Genomic DNA, 16,292 nt, shown 5'->3' on the forward strand with positions numbered 1-16,292 from the left:
TTCTACGCCTTGTTTTCACAGAAATAACGCCACAGCGGTGCGGCCATCAGGGCCTGCCGGATACGGTCGGTGCGGAGCAGTTCCAGCACCTCTTCGCGCGTCATGAGGTGCACGCGCAGGTCTTCCGTCGGATCGAGGTGCTGTTCGCCGAGCGGTTCGACGCCCGTGGCGAGGTAGCAGTGGGTGAGGTTGTTCTGCGTGGCGGGGTTGGCCGAAAGGGTCGTCAGCAGGCGCCACTGGCCGCCGCCGTAGCCCGTCTCTTCCATCAGTTCGCGCTGTGCCGCGGCGAGCGGCGAGGCGTCCGACGGCTCGGTCACGCCGGCCGGAATCTCGTACGACGTTTCGCCAAGCCCGTGGCGGTACTGGTCGATCAGCACGAACCGTCCGTCGCGGGTGACGGCCGTGACGTTGATCCAGTCGGGGTATTCGAACACATAGTAGTCCGGGATGCGGCGTCCGTCGGGCAGTTCGAGGCTTTCATGGCGCACGGTGAACCACGGTTTGCGGGCGAGATATTCGCTCGTGAGGACTTTCCAACTGCGATTTTTCGGATTTTCCATCATTGTAATGCTTTCAGATAGGGCAAAAATAGTGTTTTTTTGTTATATTTGCGATTCAAGAAATTTCCGATCATGATAGCTCAAGCCGAACGCAACCAAATCATAGACCTGATCAACCGGGAGGTGGTCCCCGCCATCGGGTGCACCGAACCGATCGCCGTGGCGCTCTGCACGGCGCGCGCCGCGGAGACGCTGGACGGGGAACCCGAAAAAATCACGGTGCGCCTGAGCGCCAACATCCTCAAGAACGCCATGGGCGTCGGAATCCCCGGCACGGGGATGATCGGACTGCCGATCGCCGTAGCCCTCGGGGCGCTGGTGGGGCGTTCGGAATACCAGCTGGAGGTGCTGCGCGACGTGACGCCCGAAGCCGTCGAACGCGGCCGCCGCATGATCGACGGGCGGCGCATCGCGATCTGCCTGAAAGAGGACGCCGACGAAAAACTCTATATCGAGGCGGAGGCCGAAACCGCCGGCCACAGGGCCGTGGCGGTCATCGCCGGGGGACATACCTCCTTCGTCTTCGTCAGCCGCGACGGCGAGACGCTGCTCGACAGGCGGACCCCGGCGGCGGGCGGCGGGGAGGAGGACGACGTGCCCCTGACCCTCGCGCGCGTATGGGATTTCGCCATGACCTCGCCGCTGGACGAACTGCGCTTCATCCTCGAAACCAGCCGCCTGAACAAGGCCGCCGCCGAACGCTCCTTCGCGGGCGAGTTCGGTCACTGCGTGGGCCGCACGCTGTGCTGCGACCGCGAGCGGAAGGTGATGGGCGACAGCATCTTCACACGGATACTATCCTACACCTCCGCCGCCTGCGACGCCCGCATGGCCGGGGCGATGATCCCCGTGATGAGCAACTCGGGAAGCGGCAACCAGGGCATCGCCGCGACGCTGCCCGTGGTGGTCTACGCCGAGGAGACGCACGCCTCGGAGGAGCAGATGATCCGGGCGCTGACGTTGAGCCACCTCACGGTCATCTACATCAAGCAGAGCCTGGGACGTCTGTCGGCGCTGTGCGGCTGCGTGGTGGCGGCCACGGGATCGAGCTGCGGCATCACCTACCTGATGGGCGGCGGCTACGGCCAGGCGGCCGCGGCCGTGAAGAACATGATCGCCAACCTGACGGGCATGATCTGCGACGGAGCCAAGCCCAGTTGTGCGATGAAGCTCACGAGCGGCGTCTCGACCGCCGTGCTGTCGGCCATGATGGCCATGGACGGCCATTGCGTCACCCCGGTCGAGGGCATCATCGAGGAAGATGTGGACAAATGTATCCGCAACCTCACCGCCATCGGCCGCGACGGCATGAACGAGACCGACCGCCTCGTACTCCGGATTATGACCAACAAATGCTGACTATGAGATACCTTACACTGAAAACCCGTCTGCTGGCCCTGCTGCTGCTGGCCGCGACCTGCGCTGCGGCGCAGCCCACCCCTGCCCAACTGGCCGCCCGTCCCGAACTCTCCGCGGGCATCTATCACTCCTACGAGTACCGGCCCGGTCCGGCCGCACCGGTTCCCGACGGCTACGAGCCGTTCTACATCAGCCACTACGGCCGTCACGGAAGCCGCTATCACTCGAAGGAGGAGGCTTATGCCGAGCCGCTCGCCGCGCTGCGCAAGGCCGACAAGGCCGGGGCGCTGACCCCCAAGGGCCGCGAGGTGCTGGCCAAGGTCGAGATGCTGGCCGCCGATGCCTGCAAACGCTACGGCGACCTCTCGCCCCGCGGCGTACAGGAACACCGCGACATCGCCGGGCGGATGTTCGCCGCCTATCCCGGGGTGTTTTCGACCGACGGGGGCCGCGTGTGCCGTATCGAGAGCCGCTCGACGCAGGTTCCGCGCTGCATTTTGAGCATGGCGGCTTTCAACGAACGCCTCAAGGAGCTGAATCCCGCGATCAGCGCCACGCGCGATGCGAGCGCCCGCGATCTCTGTTACCTGGCCAACGGACCCTCGCTCAAGGCGAGCCGCAAGGCCGCTTCGGCAGTCGCGGACAGCCTTACCCGCGTGCGTGTGAATCCCGACCGGTTCGTGAAGTCGCTCGTCACCGATCCCGGATGCATCGACGAGCCGCTGGACCTGATGGAGGACCTTTTCATGCTGGCGGCCATCACGCAGGATGTCAGCCATCTGGGCATCAAGCCGTTCTATGAAATCTTCACCGAGAAGGAACTCTACGCGCTCTGGGAGTGCGAGAACCTTCGCCGTTACCTGATCATGGGACCTTCGGCCCGCTTCGGCGATCCGCTCGTCGCCGACGCCAGGCCGCTGCTGCGCAATATCGTCGAGACGGCCGACCGCGTCGTTGCGGGTGAATCGGACCTTTCGGCCTCGCTGCGTTTCGGCCACGACACCTATGTGGTTCCGCTGCTGGCCCTGCTGCGCGCCGAGGGCGCCTGTGCCCGCGTGGAGTCGCTCGACGACGTCGCTGCGGCGTGGAACGCCCATACGGTGACACCGATGGGAACCAACGTCCAGTTCATCTTCTTCCGCAATCCCGAAACAGGGGACGTGCGCGTCCGCGTGCTGCACAACGAACGCGACGCCAATCTGCCCCTCGCCGGGGGCCCGTACTATCCGTGGAAGGAGCTGAAGAAATACTGCGAATCGCTGTACGGAGCGAAAAATTGATAAAACAGACGAATTGATTTGGTTTTTGGGCGGAAATGTGTATCTTTGAGCGATCAAACGTTTGAACCATGCACATTTCCAGACTGGCATTCGTGCTCGCGGCATTGTCGGCCGCGTCGTGTATCGACAAGGATGTCGACAACGCCGAATTTTATGAGGAGTATACCAGGGAGTTCGACAACCGGACGACCGTGTCGGTGAATATCGCTTCCGAGGTTGCCGGGGAGTACTTTGCGGTGTACTTCGGGAATCCCTACGACGAGGAGGCGCTCGTGAAACAGCCTGCATTGACGGGTTTCACGCCGGTTTCGACCACGCTCGAGGTGCCGAAAGACGTTGAAAGACTGTACGTCGTGGCGCAGGGCGAGATGAAAAGTTACGAGGTGGGGAACCTGTCGGTCACGGCCGCTGCCCGGCTTCGTCCGCAGACCCGCGCCGCCGATGTGAATCCGGTCAGCGCCCGGGTCATGACGGCCGTCAACAGCATCTATTTCCCCGAAAAGACCAATAACGTCCGGGGTGACAACCTTTTCAAGTGCACCGACCTGGTGATCGACCAGACGCCGAGTTCGGGCGATTTCGACGAGGCGGAGATCTGGCTTACGTTCCTCGGCGACGGGGGCTGCCGCCAGAGCCAGCTTTTCGGCAAACTCTGGTTCTACACTTATCCGTCTTCGAAACGGGATGCGCTGACGCCCGGCGACTGCACCTTCTACGGGGTGAAGAACGGCGAAGTGGTCGGGATTCCCTATTCCGAGGTTCAGGCGCAGCGCAGCTGGGTATTCTACACCAAGGAGGAGTTCACCTCGAATATCGCCTCTTACAAACGCTACAAGCTGGGTGCATTCCCCAAGGGCGTGAACCTCGGGTTCGTCTACATCGGCAACAGCACGGTGAGCAACGGCGGATTCCGCTTCACCACGCCGCGGCTCAACGAGCGCGTGCGGGATTATACGCTGACCTACCAGGACGACAAGAAGACCTGCCGGATCGTCGACAAGCATCTGGCCAACGGCTATATCTGCCATGTCACGGAGGGTGATTTCCAGGGTAATATCCTCGGCATGGAGAACCGTGTGGTGACCGAAGGCGCGAAGTACGACGGCGACTACAACGACATTCTCTGCATGATCGAGAGCAACCCGAAGACCATCGCCCCCGACGAGGAGGTCGAGATCGGCAACAGCGGCAGCAAGGACCCCGAAGAGATCGCCTGCAAGACCTCCGTCGGACTTTACCTGTTCGAGGACAATTATCCGTACCGCGGCGATTTCGACTTCAACGATGCGGTGATTCAATACGAGATCAAGGATTACTACCAGTCGAAGAACCGGGCCAAGCAGATCACCGTGCAGTTGATGGCGACCGGATCGCATATGTCCAACAGTTTCGGATTCCGGGATTCGAAGGGTTTCCAGCCGTTCCTTTCAGGCCTGAAAGGGTACCAGAACGTCTATGCGGCGCAGGCCTTCGAACCCATCGGCGAGCCTGTCGTGCAAACGCTTTACGGCGACGTGGTTCCCTGCCTGAAAAACGAATCGGAGTATTATATCTATCCGTCGAGCTTCAATACGGCGGAGTATCCCAGCGTGCTGGACATTCCGCTCTCGGACCCCGACGACGCTTCGTGGAAGTTCAGGTGGCCGCAGGAGATGCAGAGCATCGACAACTGTTACTGGTTCCTCAAAAGCGCTTCGGGCGGTTCCCGTGAAAAGGACTGGTACAAGCATCCGAAGGATGACGCCCTGTTGTTCGAGCGCTGACGCTCCCGGTTTGCAGGCGGCTTTCCGTACAATCTTTTAAGCGGGGCGGATGGACGGGTACTAGACGTACGTTCCGTCCGTCCTGCTTTTTTCGATGCACGAATCTTCTTTTGAATTTGGAAACAGCCGGAGGAAATCCCGCGGATTTGCCGCTTGCGGCAGAACGGCTTTCCGGAAGTCGGGATGGCCGGTTCATGGGGCTGCTGCCCGCCGTTTCAGCAGCTATCGTGTGCCGGGACTGCGGCGGCAGCCCGTCGTTTGCATGCGGTCATTCGCCTGCCCGCCGCTGTTGTAACGGCGGCGGCAGCGGCGGAAACGCCTCCGAGCCGGCTCCAAGCCGGAGGAGGGGCTGCCGGAGAGATTTAGTGGAAGATCGTTTTGACGATTATACCCGTGGCTCCCTGGTGACGGGTGGTGTAATCTTTGGCGATGCGGCTGGTTTTCAGCAGGAACTCCTCGTTGTCGCGCAGGGGCACGAACCACGTGCGCAGCTGCTCGTAGTCGGTCACCGAACGGGCGGCGCCGAGCGTCACTAGATCGCGGGCCTCCTTGAATTTCCGGTAATTGGGTCCGAAGGCCACCGGAAGTCCGAACGTCGCGGCTTCGAGCGTGTTGTGAATGCCGACGCCGAATCCGCCGCCGATATAGCTCCAGGTGGCATAGCCGTAGACCGAGGCGAGGATACCCACCGTGTCGAGGATCAGCAGCTGCCGCGAACCGTACGTCGTGCGGGGCGTGCATTGCGTGTAGCGCAGCGCGCCGCCCTTGGTTTCGGCCATCAGCCGTGCGATGCGGGACTCGTCCATTTCGTGGGGCGCGACGACGAATTTCACGTCGGGATTGTCGTTCATCAGCCTGATCAGCAGTTCTTCGTCCGGTTCCCACGTCGAGCCGGCGATGAACAGCCGGTTGTCGCCCTTGAAGCGGTCGATGACGTCAATGTGCCTGGCCGCGCGGGCGATCTCCGCCACGCGGTCGAAACGCGTGTCTCCGGCCACCAGCACGTTGTCGAAACCCAGCGTCGCCAGCAGTTTCTTCGACTCCTCGTTCTGCACGAACATCACGTCGAACGACTCCAGCGCCTGCCGCCACATGCCGCCGTAAGGACGGAAAAAGACCGAATTGCGGCGGAAGATGGCCGACACGACGTAGGTGCGGATTTTCCGGCGGCGCAGTTCGCGGAGCAGGTTGAGCCAGTACTCGTATTTGACGAAAATGGCGATTTCGGGGTGTGCGGCGTCGAGGAAGCGGCGGGCATTGCGCGGCGTGTCGAGCGGGAGGTAGAAGATGTAGTCGACGCCCTTGTAGTTCTTGCGGATTTCGTAGCCCGAAGGTGAGAAGAAGGTCAGGAGAATCTTGTATTCGGGGTGCGTCTTGCGAAGCTGTTCGATGATGGGGCGGCCCTGTTCGAATTCCCCGAGCGACGCGACGTGTATCCAGACGATCCTGTCCGTGGGGGCGATGGCCTCCCGCATGCGTCGGAAGAGGTCTTTGCGGCCTTCGATCCAAAGGCGGGCCTTCGGATGGCGCGGAGCCACGAGACGGATGGCCCAAACGTAGAGAATCAGACCGAAATTATAGAACCACATCGGTATTTACGGTGTTGAGTTTTCAGTTTCTAACGCCCGCGCCCGGTGACCCGACGTCAGGCAGTTCTTTTTCAGTCCGGCAAAGATAGTACAATTTGTCGGAACTGCAAAATTACCAGTTGTATTCCAGCGCGTTTTCGATCAGTTCGACGCGGACGGAGCCGTCGGCGGCGGCTTCGGCGGCCGCCAGATCGAACTGCACTTCGCCCTCCCAGCCCGCGGTGCGCAGGTAGCAGGATGCGGCGCGGGACAAGGCCCGGAACTTGCGCTGCGTGGCGGCCGCCTCGGGCGGCGTGAGCGATCCCTCGCGCCGGGTCTTGACCTCCACGAAATGCAGCACGCCGTCCCGGAGGGCCACGATGTCCAGTTCGTAACGGCCCTGCCGCCAGTTGAGCGCGCAGATTTCGTACCCCGCACGCCGGAGGTATTCCGTTGCGGCGCGCTCGCCGGCCCGGCCCGTTTCGGCTGCCGCGGTCATCAGCGGATGATGCGTTGGATGGTATTGGCGCGCTCCATGGCGTTTTTCAGCCCCTCGGCGTCGTCGCGTTCGAGCATCCGGCGCATGATCTGCAACTGGTGTATGTGTTCGCGCAGTACGTCCAGCACGTTGTATTTGTTGCGCAGCAGGATCGGGACCCACGTTGCCGCCGAACTCTTGGCCAGGCGCACCGTGCTCTCGAAACCGCCGCCCGCCAGGTCGAAGATGTGGCGCTCCTCGCGCTCCTTTTCGAGCACCGTGAGCGCCAGCGCGAACGAGGTGACGTGCGAGATGTGCGAGACGTAGGCCGCGTGCAGGTCGTGCTCCTCGGGGTCCATGTAGACGGCCGGGCTGCCCAGCGTGCGGAAGATCCCTTCGACCGTGGCCAGGGCGTCCTTGTCGCTCCGCACCGTGTCGCACAGCACGACGCTGCGGCCCGTGAACGCGCCCCGCTGGGCGGCCTTCGGACCGCTGTACTCCGTGCCCCACATCGGGTGCGCGGCGACGAAGCGCCCGCGGCGGGCGTGCATCGAGATCACCTCGCACAACTCGCCCTTGATCGAACCCATGTCCATCACCACCTGCTTGCCGCCCGCGCGGTTGAGTGCCTTGACGGCCATCAGCGGGATGGTGTCGACGGGGGTGGCCAGCACCACGAGGTCGGCTTCCGGGATACCCTCCTCGAAACTCACTATCCGGTCCGCAAGGCCCAGTTGCAACGCTTCGGCGGCATGCTCTTCGGAGCCTTCGGCCCCGAGTATCTCCTCTGCGATGCCGTGGTCGCGAAGGGCCAGGGCGAACGAACCTCCGATAAGGCCCAGACCCGCAATCAGTACTTTCATAAACGATATACCTATTTATAATAAAAACGACAGGTCGCCGCCCGGTTCGACCTCGAAGGTTTCGACTCCCTTGCGGAACATCCGCATCGGACGTCGGCCGATCAGTTCCAGTTTCCCGTCCTCGCAGCGCAGCATGCAGCCTTCGCGCAGTCCGGCCACCCAGCGGCGCGGATTGGCCTCGATATACTCCAGGATGCGCTGTTCGCGGGTCTCCCCGGCGTGCCCTGCGGGGTTGGCGTCGAGGTAGTGGGGGTTGATCTGGAATTTGACCGCTCCGATGGCCTTGAACGACTCCGGTTCCACGATGGGCATGTCGTTTGTTGTCGAGATCGTCGGGCAGCAGACGTTGCTGCCTGCCGACCAGCCCACATAGGGCGTTCCGGCCTTGATTTTGCGGAGGATGGCCGTCATAAGCCCCTGCTGCTGCATCTTTTTGGCCAGTGCGAACGTGTTGCCGCCGCCGACGCAGATCGCTTCGGCCCCACGGACGAGGGCTGCGGGGTCCTTGGCCCGGTGGACCGAACGCACGCGGATGCCCAGTTCGGCGAAACGCGCCTGCACCTTTTTTTCGTAATCGGCGTAGGAGAACGTGACGGCCGCGTAGGGAACGAAGACGATTTCGTGCACCCCGTCGAGGAAACGCCCTATCTCCGGCAGCGGATAGCGCAGGTATTCCTCGCCGGCATTGGTCGAATTCGAGATCAGAAGCAATTTCATAAGGCTATGGTTTTGAATGTATTGATTAAATTTTTGTGCTAAATGTCGAAAAAGTTGTGAATAAAAAAACATGCCGTTTTGTCAAAAGTAATAAAAAAAGTGTTACTTTTGCGCAAAATTGCTCTGGAAATGTAAAAGAACTATTTCCAAATAATTGTTTAACTAAAAAATTAAAATTATGTCAGAAGTTCAATCAAAAGTTGTCGAGATCATCGTCGACAAACTGGGTGTCAAGGAGTCGGAGGTAGTCCCCGAAGCAAGCTTCACCAACCACCTGGGCGCAGACTCGCTCGACACTGTAGAGCTGATCATGGAGTTCGAGAAGGCTTTCGATATCCAGATCCCGGATGAGGACGCTGAGAAGATCGCTACCGTCGGCGACGCGATCTCGTATATCGAGGAACACAAGAAATAATTTTCCTTAAACAACGTTTCACGGCTGATAAAGCCTTAAATTTATGACAGGAAGAAGAGTAGTTGTTACGGGCATCGGTACGATAAACCCGCTCGGTAATAATATAGAGGAGTATTTTTCGAATCTGGAGAAGGGAGTCAGCGGTGCCGCACCCATTACTCATTTCGATGCCGAAAAATTTAAGACCAAGTTCGCTTGTGAAGTAAAGAATTACGATCCGAACCAGTATTTCGACCGTAAGGAAGTCCGTAAATACGACCTTTTTACGCAGTACGCTCTGATCGCGGCCACGCAGGCCGTGGAGGATTCGGCCCTCGATCTCGAGAAGGTCGACAAGGAGCAGGTGGGCGTTATCTGGAGTTCGGGCATCGGAGGAATCAAATCTTTCTTCGATGAGTGTCTGGGCTGGGCCGCCGGGGATGGAACCCCGCGGTTTAGCCCGTTTTTTATTCCCCGCATGATTTCCGACATCGCAGCCGGTTTCATCTCCATGAAGTACGGCTTCATGGGACCGAACTACTGCACCGTGTCGGCGTGCGCTTCGTCGAACCACGGCATCACGGCCGCCTTCGACGCCATCCGTTACGGCAAGGCCGACATCATGGTGGCCGGCGGTTCGGAGGCTGCGGTCAACGAACCTTCGGTCGGCGGATTCAACTCCATGCAGGCGCTTTCGACGCGCAACGACGATCCGCAGCACGCTTCGCGCCCCTTCGATAAGGACCGCGACGGCTTCGTGATCGGCGAAGGCGCCGGTGCGCTGATCCTGGAGGAGTACGAGCATGCCAAGGCGCGCGGCGCGAAGATCTATTGCGAGGTTGTAGGCGGAGGCGCTTCGGCCGACGCTTACCACTTCACGGCTCCCCACCCCGAGGGCAAGGGCGCCATGAAGGCGATGCGCGACGCCATCAAGGACGCGGGCATCACTCCCGAGGACATCGACTATGTGAACGTGCACGGAACTTCGACCCCTGCGGGCGACATTCCCGAACTGAAGGCCGTAGCAGGCGTTCTGGGCGACCACGTTTACAACGTCAACATCTCCTCGACCAAATCGATGACGGGACACCTGCTGGGTGCTGCCGGCGCTGTGGAGGCTCTGGCGTGCATCTTCGCGATGACGCACGGCGTGGTTCCCCCCACGATCAACTGCGAAAACCGCGATCCCGAGATCGACCCGAAACTGAACCTGACGCTCAACGTGGCGCAGAAGCGCGACGTGAAATGCACGTTGAGCAATACGTTCGGATTCGGCGGTCACAACTCGACGGTCATTTTCCGCAAACTCTGATCCCTGTAACGTCCGCGCCGTGATTGACTTTTTACTGCGTCCTTTCCGACGGAATTTCGGGCGTGACCGGGCATATTACAGAATTGTCGACGATCTGTTCGGATTCATTCCGCACAACGTCGAACTCTACAAGCTGGCTTTGATTCACAAGTCAGCTTCTTTGGTTTTGGAGGACGGCCGCGCGATCAACAACGAACGCCTGGAATATCTGGGCGACGCTGTGATCGAGGCCGTGACTTCGGACTATCTGTTCATCGAATATCCCGACCGCGACGAGGGCTTCATGACCCAGCTGCGGTCGAAGATCGTTTCGCGGCAGTCGCTCAACGCGCTGGCCGTGAACCTCGGGCTGGATGTCCATGTGATTTCGAACGGCGGTGCGGGTATCGCCCAGAAGCATATCTACGGCGACGCCTTCGAAGCGATGATGGGGGCGGTTTACCTCGATCAGGGGTACGAGTTCGTCAACCGGCTGCTGATCAATGATATTTATTTCCGTTTCCTGAACCTGGAGGAGCTGACCGAGTCGGAGAACGATTTCAAGAGCCGCCTGATCGAGTGGAGCCAGAAGAACCGTCACCGGATCGAGTTCCGCACGGAGCACGACAAGGAATACGCTTCGAACCACCCGGTTTTCTATTGTACGGTGCTGGTCGACGGCATGGAGGTCGGCCACGGAGCCGGAGATTCGAAGAAGGAGGCCGAACAGCGTGCGGCGTTCTCCGTGTCGCAGTACATGAGCGACGAGCAGTGCGCCTCGTTGCTGGACAAGGTGGACAGTCTGGAAGGCGCCCGCCTAAAAGGCGGGATTTAGGGGGCCGTCCAAAAGATGGGTTTTGAGGGGCGATGCTTGCTTCTCGTGTATCCGAACGGGGTTTTGGCCTGCCTGGGTGATGGTGGTCCGTTGTATTTCCTGTCCGGGTTTGCGTCCGCTCGGCAGATGGGATTCGGGTCCGGTTTCAAACGCCGCCCGCAGATTGCTGCTGCGGGTGTGGCTGGTCCAGCTGGTCCGGCTTGCCGGGATGGGAACGGTGTAAATTCGTATATAGTCACTTCTGCTTTTATGAAGAATATCCTCGATAAAATGGCGTCGCGGGGCGTGGAAGCCTTGAGCGACCGCGAACTGCTGGCCCTGCTCACCGACGACGAACAGTTGGCCGAGGTGGTGCTGTCGGCCTACGACGGTTCGCTGGCGCGTATCGGCGACCAGCCCGAAGCCCGCCTGCGCATGGTCGGGGGACTGGGCCTGAAACGGGCGCGGATGCTGTTGGCCGCGGCGGAATTCGGACGGCGGGCAGTTGCTGCCGGGGTTTCCGGGGCCGATTTCATCAATACGGGCGACGATGTGGTGCGGCTGTTCCGGCCGCAGCTGGAACGCCTCTCCTACGAGGAGTGCTGGGCTGTCTTCCTCACCTCGTCGAACCGGGTCATCGAGCGTTATCGCATCAGCCAGGGCGGGGTGACCGGCACGGTCGTCGACCACCGGCTGATCGTCAAACGGGCGCTGGAACTGCTTGCCACGCAGCTGATTCTGGTGCACAACCACCCATCGGGGACACCCGAGGCAAGCGCGCAGGACAAGGCGCTGACCGAACGCGTGGCGCGCGCCGCGGCGCTGTTCGACATCCGGCTGCTGGACCACATCATCATCGCCCGCGACGGGGATTTCTCGTTCCTGCGCGAAGGGCTGATGGGGTAGCGGTCCCCCGATCTCCGGCCATGAAAAAACAAGCAGCGGTTCCCTTGCGGAACCGCTGCTTTCCGATGGAACAGCGACGAATCAGATTCCGTCGAAGGTAAGCACGAAACGCGCCTCCCGCGATATACTGCTTTTGACGGTGATCTCCATGCCTTCGATCTGGGTGCCGATTTTCCAGCCGGTGAGATCCTTGTATTTGTAGGTGAGGGTCTCGGTTTCCGAGTCGCTGCCCCAGTTCGTGACCACTTTTTCAGGCAGTCGGGTGCTTTGATGACCGAGGAAGCCCAGCATGCGCAGCATGTCGGGATCGCTGATGACGTAGAGTGCCGGGTCAATGGCAGGGTAACTGGCAAAGAGACGTTCGAATTCATAGGGCTTTTGCTCATTGCCATAGGTAAAGGTCTGGGTGCCGCCCGTTCCCGAAAGGGCGCCCCATGTTATCTTCGTGCAGTCGCGATCCTGGTAAATATAGCGGTCCTCGTCTTTATTTCCCGTAGGGCCGTCTTCATCGACCGGTTCGTAAGTCACAGCAGAGAGTTGTTCGTCTGATGATGAATAGTCGAAGTGATAAATGTAATTGTTTCCGCTTGCGATCTCATGGCACTCGGCTGTTCCGATGAACGAAGCGCGTGGAGTGAGAACCGGATCCGGACAATTCCATTCTTTGCCATAGATGGTCGGAAGTTTGTCGTAATGTTTCTCCTCGATGAGCAGGTTGTCGTCGTCATAGGTGAAGAGATACTCTTCATAGAGATCTGCCAGTGTTTCGTCCCAATACATTTTGAATGACTTGATGCGGCTTCGGCTCTCGTCGGAGTCATCGTAGGTGATGACAGCCACGCTTTCCACCTCCTGACCCACATACTTGGTGATTTTTACCAGCCGGCCGTTCGGGGCGCGTTCCACCGGTTCGTCGCCGCCGTCGTCTTTGGTGCCCTCCTGCGTGACGGAGATTTCGATTTTCGACGTGCCGCACGTGATGACGATCGTCGCCGAGCGGGATTCTTCGGAATCGTTGGGTTCAAGGGTGATTTTCAGCGTGTAGGTTCCCGCGGCGTCGCCGTGGTCGGGTGATACGGAGATCCAGTCGGGCGCCTCGGCGCGGGTCTGGGTGATCGCCGAGGTCCACGCCCCTTCGGTGGAGAAGGTCACGCCCCGGGCGCTCTGCGTGTCGTCGGCGGAGATCGTCTGCTCCAGCTGACGGGTGTCCGGAACCTTGATCTGCCCGAAATCGCCCGAGTAGTCCTTGTCGTCGCTGCATGACGCGAGCAGCGCGGTGGCCAGTAGTGCCATGAAGAATTTTGCTGTTTTCATTTTTATTTTGTTTAAAGGGTTGTTCCCGTTCCGGCAAACAAAAGGCGCAGGCAAAATTCCACATTCACTGCAGGGGTATTGGACGACCCGAATGGTAGAATGACGGAATATGCCCACGCTGAAAAACAGCGAGAGCATCAACCTGATTCCTTACCATTCGTGAAAGTGTCCAATTTTCCGCAGTAAGAAAAAAGCCGATGCGCTTTTTATCGTCGTATGTCGGCGGCCCTCGCAGGCCGTCGGTACAAATATAGAAATAAAATCCCGATCGAAAGCGGCATTTTCCATTTATTTTGTACTTTTGTAATTCGGTAAATCAGTAAAGTAAAATAGATTGCGATGACTCAGGAAGAACTTTTCAAGAAACTGGTCGCCCATTGCAAGGAGTACGGATTCGTATTCCCTTCGAGCGAGATATACGACGGGCTCGGTGCCGTATACGATTACGGACAGAACGGCGTGGAACTGAAGAACAACATCAAGCGCTATTGGTGGGATTCGATGGTCAAACTGCACGAGAACATCGTCGGCATCGACGCCGCGATCTTCATGCACCCCAAGACTTGGGAGGCTTCGGGACACGTCTCGGCCTTCAACGACCCGCTGATCGACAATAAGGATTCGAAGAAACGCTACCGCGCCGACGTGCTAGTCGAGGAGTGGCTGGCCAAGCAGGATGAAAAGATCGCGAAAGAGGTCGAGAAGGCCCGCAAGCGCTTCGGCGCCGATTTCGACGAGGCCAAATACCGCGAAACCTCCCCGCGTGTCGTGGAGTTGCAGGCCAAGCGCGATGAGGTGCACAAGCGTTTCGCCGATGCGCTGAACGCCAACGACCTCGGGGAGCTGCGCCAGATCATCGTCGACTGCGAGATCGCCTGCCCGATCTCCGGCACGCGCAACTGGACCGAGGTGCGGCAGTTCAACCTGATGTTCTCGACCCAGATGGGTTCTACGGCCGAGGGTGCCAATACCATTTACCTGCGTCCCGAGACGGCGCAGGGTATCTTCGTCAACTTCCTGAACGTCCAGAAAACCGGACGTATGAAAATTCCGTTCGGCATTGCGCAGATCGGCAAGGCCTTCCGCAACGAGATCGTGGCCCGTCAGTTCATCTTCCGCATGCGCGAGTTCGAGCAGATGGAGATGCAGTTCTTCGTGCGCCCCGGGACCGAAATGAGGTGGTGGAACGAGTGGAAGAACACCCGCATGGCCTGGCATCGTGCGCTGGGCTTCGGCGACGACAACTACCGCTTCCACGACCACGACAAGCTGGCCCACTACGCCAACGCCGCGACGGACATCGAATACAACTTCCCGTTCGGCTTCAAGGAGGTCGAGGGTATCCACTCGCGCACGGACTTCGACCTGGGCAGCCACCAGAAGTTATCGGGCAAGAAGTTGCAGTACTTCGATCCGGAGACGGGCGAAAGCTATGTTCCCTATGTGGTCGAGACGTCGATCGGCGTGGACCGCATGTTCCTGCAGGTGATGTCGGCAGCCTATACCGAGCAGGCGCTCGAAGGCGGCGATTCGCGCGTCGTGCTGAAATTCCCGCCCGCATTGGCTCCGATCAAGGTGGCCGTGCTGCCGCTGGTGAAGAAGGACGGCATGCCCGAAGTGGCGCAGAAGATCGTCGACCTGCTGAAATACGATTACAATGTCGTTTACGACGAGAAGGACTCCGTCGGCAAGCGTTACCGCCGTCAGGATGCCGTCGGTACGCCGTTCTGCGTGACGGTCGACGGTCAGACGCTGGAGGACGGCACGGTGACGGTCCGCCACCGCGATACGATGGAGCAGGAGCGCGTCAAGATCGAGTCGCTGCCGTCGCTCGTCGACGAGGAGTGCTCCTACCGCAAGCTGTTCAGGACGCTGAACCTCTGATTTGGGACGCATTCTTGCCATAGACTACGGGACCCGGCGCACGGGAATCGCCGTGAGCGATCCCCTGCGCCTGATCGCCGGAGGGCTGGAGACGGTCGAGACGAAGGGTCTGGAGGCCTGGCTGGCAAAATATTTCGCCCGTGAGGACGTTAGTACGATAGTTGTGGGAAAACCCTCGCGGATGGACGGCACGCCGTCCGAGACGTGGAGGTTCATCGAGCCGCTGGCCGGCCGCCTGCGGCGGGCGTGGCCCGACAAGGAGGTGGTTTTTTACGACGAACGCTTTACTTCGGTGATGGCCCACCGCACGATGCTCGAGAGCGGTATCGGCAGGATGGCCCGCCGCGACAAGGCGTTGGTGGACAAGATTTCGGCAACCATTATCCTTCAGTCCTACATGGAAAGCGTTTTCCGTGACGACGGCTGACCCGTTTAAGAAGCGGGCGGAAGGGGGCACGCCTGCATTCCGGTGGTTGTCCGCATCCCGCGGCACGAAGCCCGGAATTCAGTTCGTTCGGACGGGAAACGGAAAAGAAAAAAAGGAATTTTTAGTTTATGATATACCCGATTGTAATTTATGGGGACGAGGTGCTGCGCCGCAAATGCGAGCCGATTGCGCCCGATTATCCCGAAGTGAAAAAACTCGCCGAGGACATGTTCCTCACGCTCGAAGAGGCCGAAGGCGTCGGACTGGCCGCGCCCCAGATCGGCAAGGACATCCGGCTGTTCATCGTCGACTGCACCCCGTGGGCCGAGGAGGACCCGTCGTGCGCCGACTACAAGCGTGCTTTCGTCAATCCCGAGATTTACGCCTTCTCCGAGGAGAAGAAGACCTACAACGAAGGCTGCCTCTCGTTTCCCGGAATTCATGCCGACGTGCCCCGCTCGCTGTCGATCCGCATGCGTTACATGGACACCGACTTCGTCGAGCACGACGAGGAGTTCACGGGGCTTAAGGCGTGGGTCATCCAGCATGAATACGACCACATCGAAGGCGTGGTCTTCACCGACCGCATCGCGCCCCTGCGCCGCCAGCTGCTCAAGAGCAAACTGCTGAACCTCGCGAAGGGAAAATACCGCTGTGCCTATAAAACCAGATAG

At 59.8% G+C, this 16,292-nt stretch carries 16 protein-coding genes; 10 read left to right on the forward strand and 6 right to left on the reverse strand.

The features are described from left to right. Positions 1-2 precede the first annotated feature (2 nt). Positions 3-560, reverse strand: coding sequence for an NUDIX hydrolase (locus ACGHP5_RS12160; RefSeq protein WP_290533876.1), 558 nt, complete (start codon positions 558-560; stop codon positions 3-5). 72 nt (positions 561-632) lie between these two features. Between ACGHP5_RS12160 and ACGHP5_RS12165 the strand changes: the two genes are divergently transcribed. From ACGHP5_RS12165 to ACGHP5_RS12175, 3 genes are all read left to right on the forward strand, one after another. After that, complete coding sequence (locus ACGHP5_RS12165) at positions 633-1,919, forward strand: serine dehydratase subunit alpha family protein (RefSeq protein ID WP_390567005.1); 1,287 nt, start codon at positions 633-635, stop codon at positions 1,917-1,919. Continuing rightward, positions 1,913-3,199 (forward strand): histidine-type phosphatase, encoded by a 1,287-nt coding sequence (locus ACGHP5_RS12170; RefSeq protein WP_390567007.1) that lies wholly within the window; start codon positions 1,913-1,915, stop codon positions 3,197-3,199. The genes ACGHP5_RS12165 and ACGHP5_RS12170 overlap by 7 nt, the downstream gene beginning before the upstream one ends. 68 nt (positions 3,200-3,267) lie before the next feature. After that, positions 3,268-4,962, forward strand: coding sequence for an LruC domain-containing protein (locus ACGHP5_RS12175; RefSeq protein ID WP_390567009.1), 1,695 nt, complete (start codon positions 3,268-3,270; stop codon positions 4,960-4,962). Between the two features lie 362 nt (positions 4,963-5,324). Here ACGHP5_RS12175 and ACGHP5_RS12180 read toward each other — a convergent pair whose 3' ends face one another. The 4 genes from ACGHP5_RS12180 to pepE form a co-directional block, all read right to left on the reverse strand. After that, on the reverse strand, positions 5,325-6,551 hold the full coding sequence (locus tag ACGHP5_RS12180) for a glycosyltransferase N-terminal domain-containing protein (protein WP_337658296.1): 1,227 nt from the start codon (positions 6,549-6,551) through the stop codon (positions 5,325-5,327). A 112-nt stretch (positions 6,552-6,663) separates the two neighbouring features. Then, a complete protein-coding gene (locus ACGHP5_RS12185) occupies positions 6,664-7,029 on the reverse strand; it encodes a YraN family protein (protein ID WP_337756413.1) in 366 nt (121 codons plus the stop codon). Then, the gene (locus ACGHP5_RS12190; RefSeq protein ID WP_337756415.1) at positions 7,029-7,871 is read right to left on the reverse strand and encodes a prephenate dehydrogenase; all 843 of its coding nucleotides are present in this window, start codon (positions 7,869-7,871) and stop codon (positions 7,029-7,031) included. Before ACGHP5_RS12190 ends, ACGHP5_RS12185 begins: the two co-directional genes overlap by 1 nt. Positions 7,872-7,886: 15 nt before the next feature. Continuing rightward, positions 7,887-8,588 carry a dipeptidase PepE gene (gene pepE / locus ACGHP5_RS12195; RefSeq protein ID WP_290533883.1) on the reverse strand — a complete coding sequence of 234 codons (702 nt, stop codon included), beginning with the start codon at positions 8,586-8,588 and terminating at the stop codon, positions 7,887-7,889. A gap of 178 nt (positions 8,589-8,766) precedes the next feature. On the opposite strand from pepE, the gene ACGHP5_RS12200 reads away from it, so the two are divergent. From ACGHP5_RS12200 to ACGHP5_RS12215, 4 genes are all read left to right on the forward strand, one after another. Beyond that, positions 8,767-9,003, forward strand: coding sequence for an acyl carrier protein (locus ACGHP5_RS12200; RefSeq protein ID WP_015546678.1), 237 nt, complete (start codon positions 8,767-8,769; stop codon positions 9,001-9,003). Between the two features lie 43 nt (positions 9,004-9,046). Further along, a complete protein-coding gene (fabF, locus tag ACGHP5_RS12205; RefSeq protein WP_290533884.1) occupies positions 9,047-10,294 on the forward strand; it encodes a beta-ketoacyl-ACP synthase II in 1,248 nt (415 codons plus the stop codon). Positions 10,295-10,328: 34 nt separating this feature from the next. After that, entirely contained in the window at positions 10,329-11,108 is a 780-nt protein-coding gene (gene rnc, locus ACGHP5_RS12210) for a ribonuclease III (RefSeq protein WP_337756435.1), read from the forward strand. Positions 11,109-11,357: 249 nt separating this feature from the next. After that, the gene (locus ACGHP5_RS12215) at positions 11,358-11,993 is read left to right on the forward strand and encodes a RadC family protein (protein WP_290533885.1); all 636 of its coding nucleotides are present in this window, start codon (positions 11,358-11,360) and stop codon (positions 11,991-11,993) included. 81 nt (positions 11,994-12,074) lie between these two features. Here the strand turns inward: ACGHP5_RS12215 and ACGHP5_RS12220 are convergent, their stop codons facing one another. Then, entirely contained in the window at positions 12,075-13,307 is a 1,233-nt protein-coding gene (locus tag ACGHP5_RS12220) for a BACON domain-containing protein (RefSeq protein WP_390567014.1), read from the reverse strand. Between the two features lie 339 nt (positions 13,308-13,646). Between ACGHP5_RS12220 and ACGHP5_RS12225 the strand changes: the two genes are divergently transcribed. The 3 genes from ACGHP5_RS12225 to def all read left to right on the forward strand — a co-directional run bounded on the left by ACGHP5_RS12225 (position 13,647) and on the right by def (position 16,292). Continuing rightward, entirely contained in the window at positions 13,647-15,191 is a 1,545-nt protein-coding gene (locus ACGHP5_RS12225) for a glycine--tRNA ligase (RefSeq protein ID WP_390567016.1), read from the forward strand. A gap of 1 nt (position 15,192) precedes the next feature. Beyond that, positions 15,193-15,618, forward strand: a complete 426-nt coding sequence (gene ruvX, locus ACGHP5_RS12230; protein ID WP_290533888.1) for a Holliday junction resolvase RuvX — start codon at positions 15,193-15,195, stop codon at positions 15,616-15,618. A gap of 128 nt (positions 15,619-15,746) precedes the next feature. Further along, positions 15,747-16,292 carry a peptide deformylase gene (def, locus tag ACGHP5_RS12235; protein ID WP_290533889.1) on the forward strand — a complete coding sequence of 182 codons (546 nt, stop codon included), beginning with the start codon at positions 15,747-15,749 and terminating at the stop codon, positions 16,290-16,292.

The sequence above is a fragment of the Alistipes sp. i18-0019-D1 genome (assembly GCF_042852885.1).
In the GTDB taxonomy this organism is placed as follows: domain Bacteria; phylum Bacteroidota; class Bacteroidia; order Bacteroidales; family Rikenellaceae; genus Alistipes.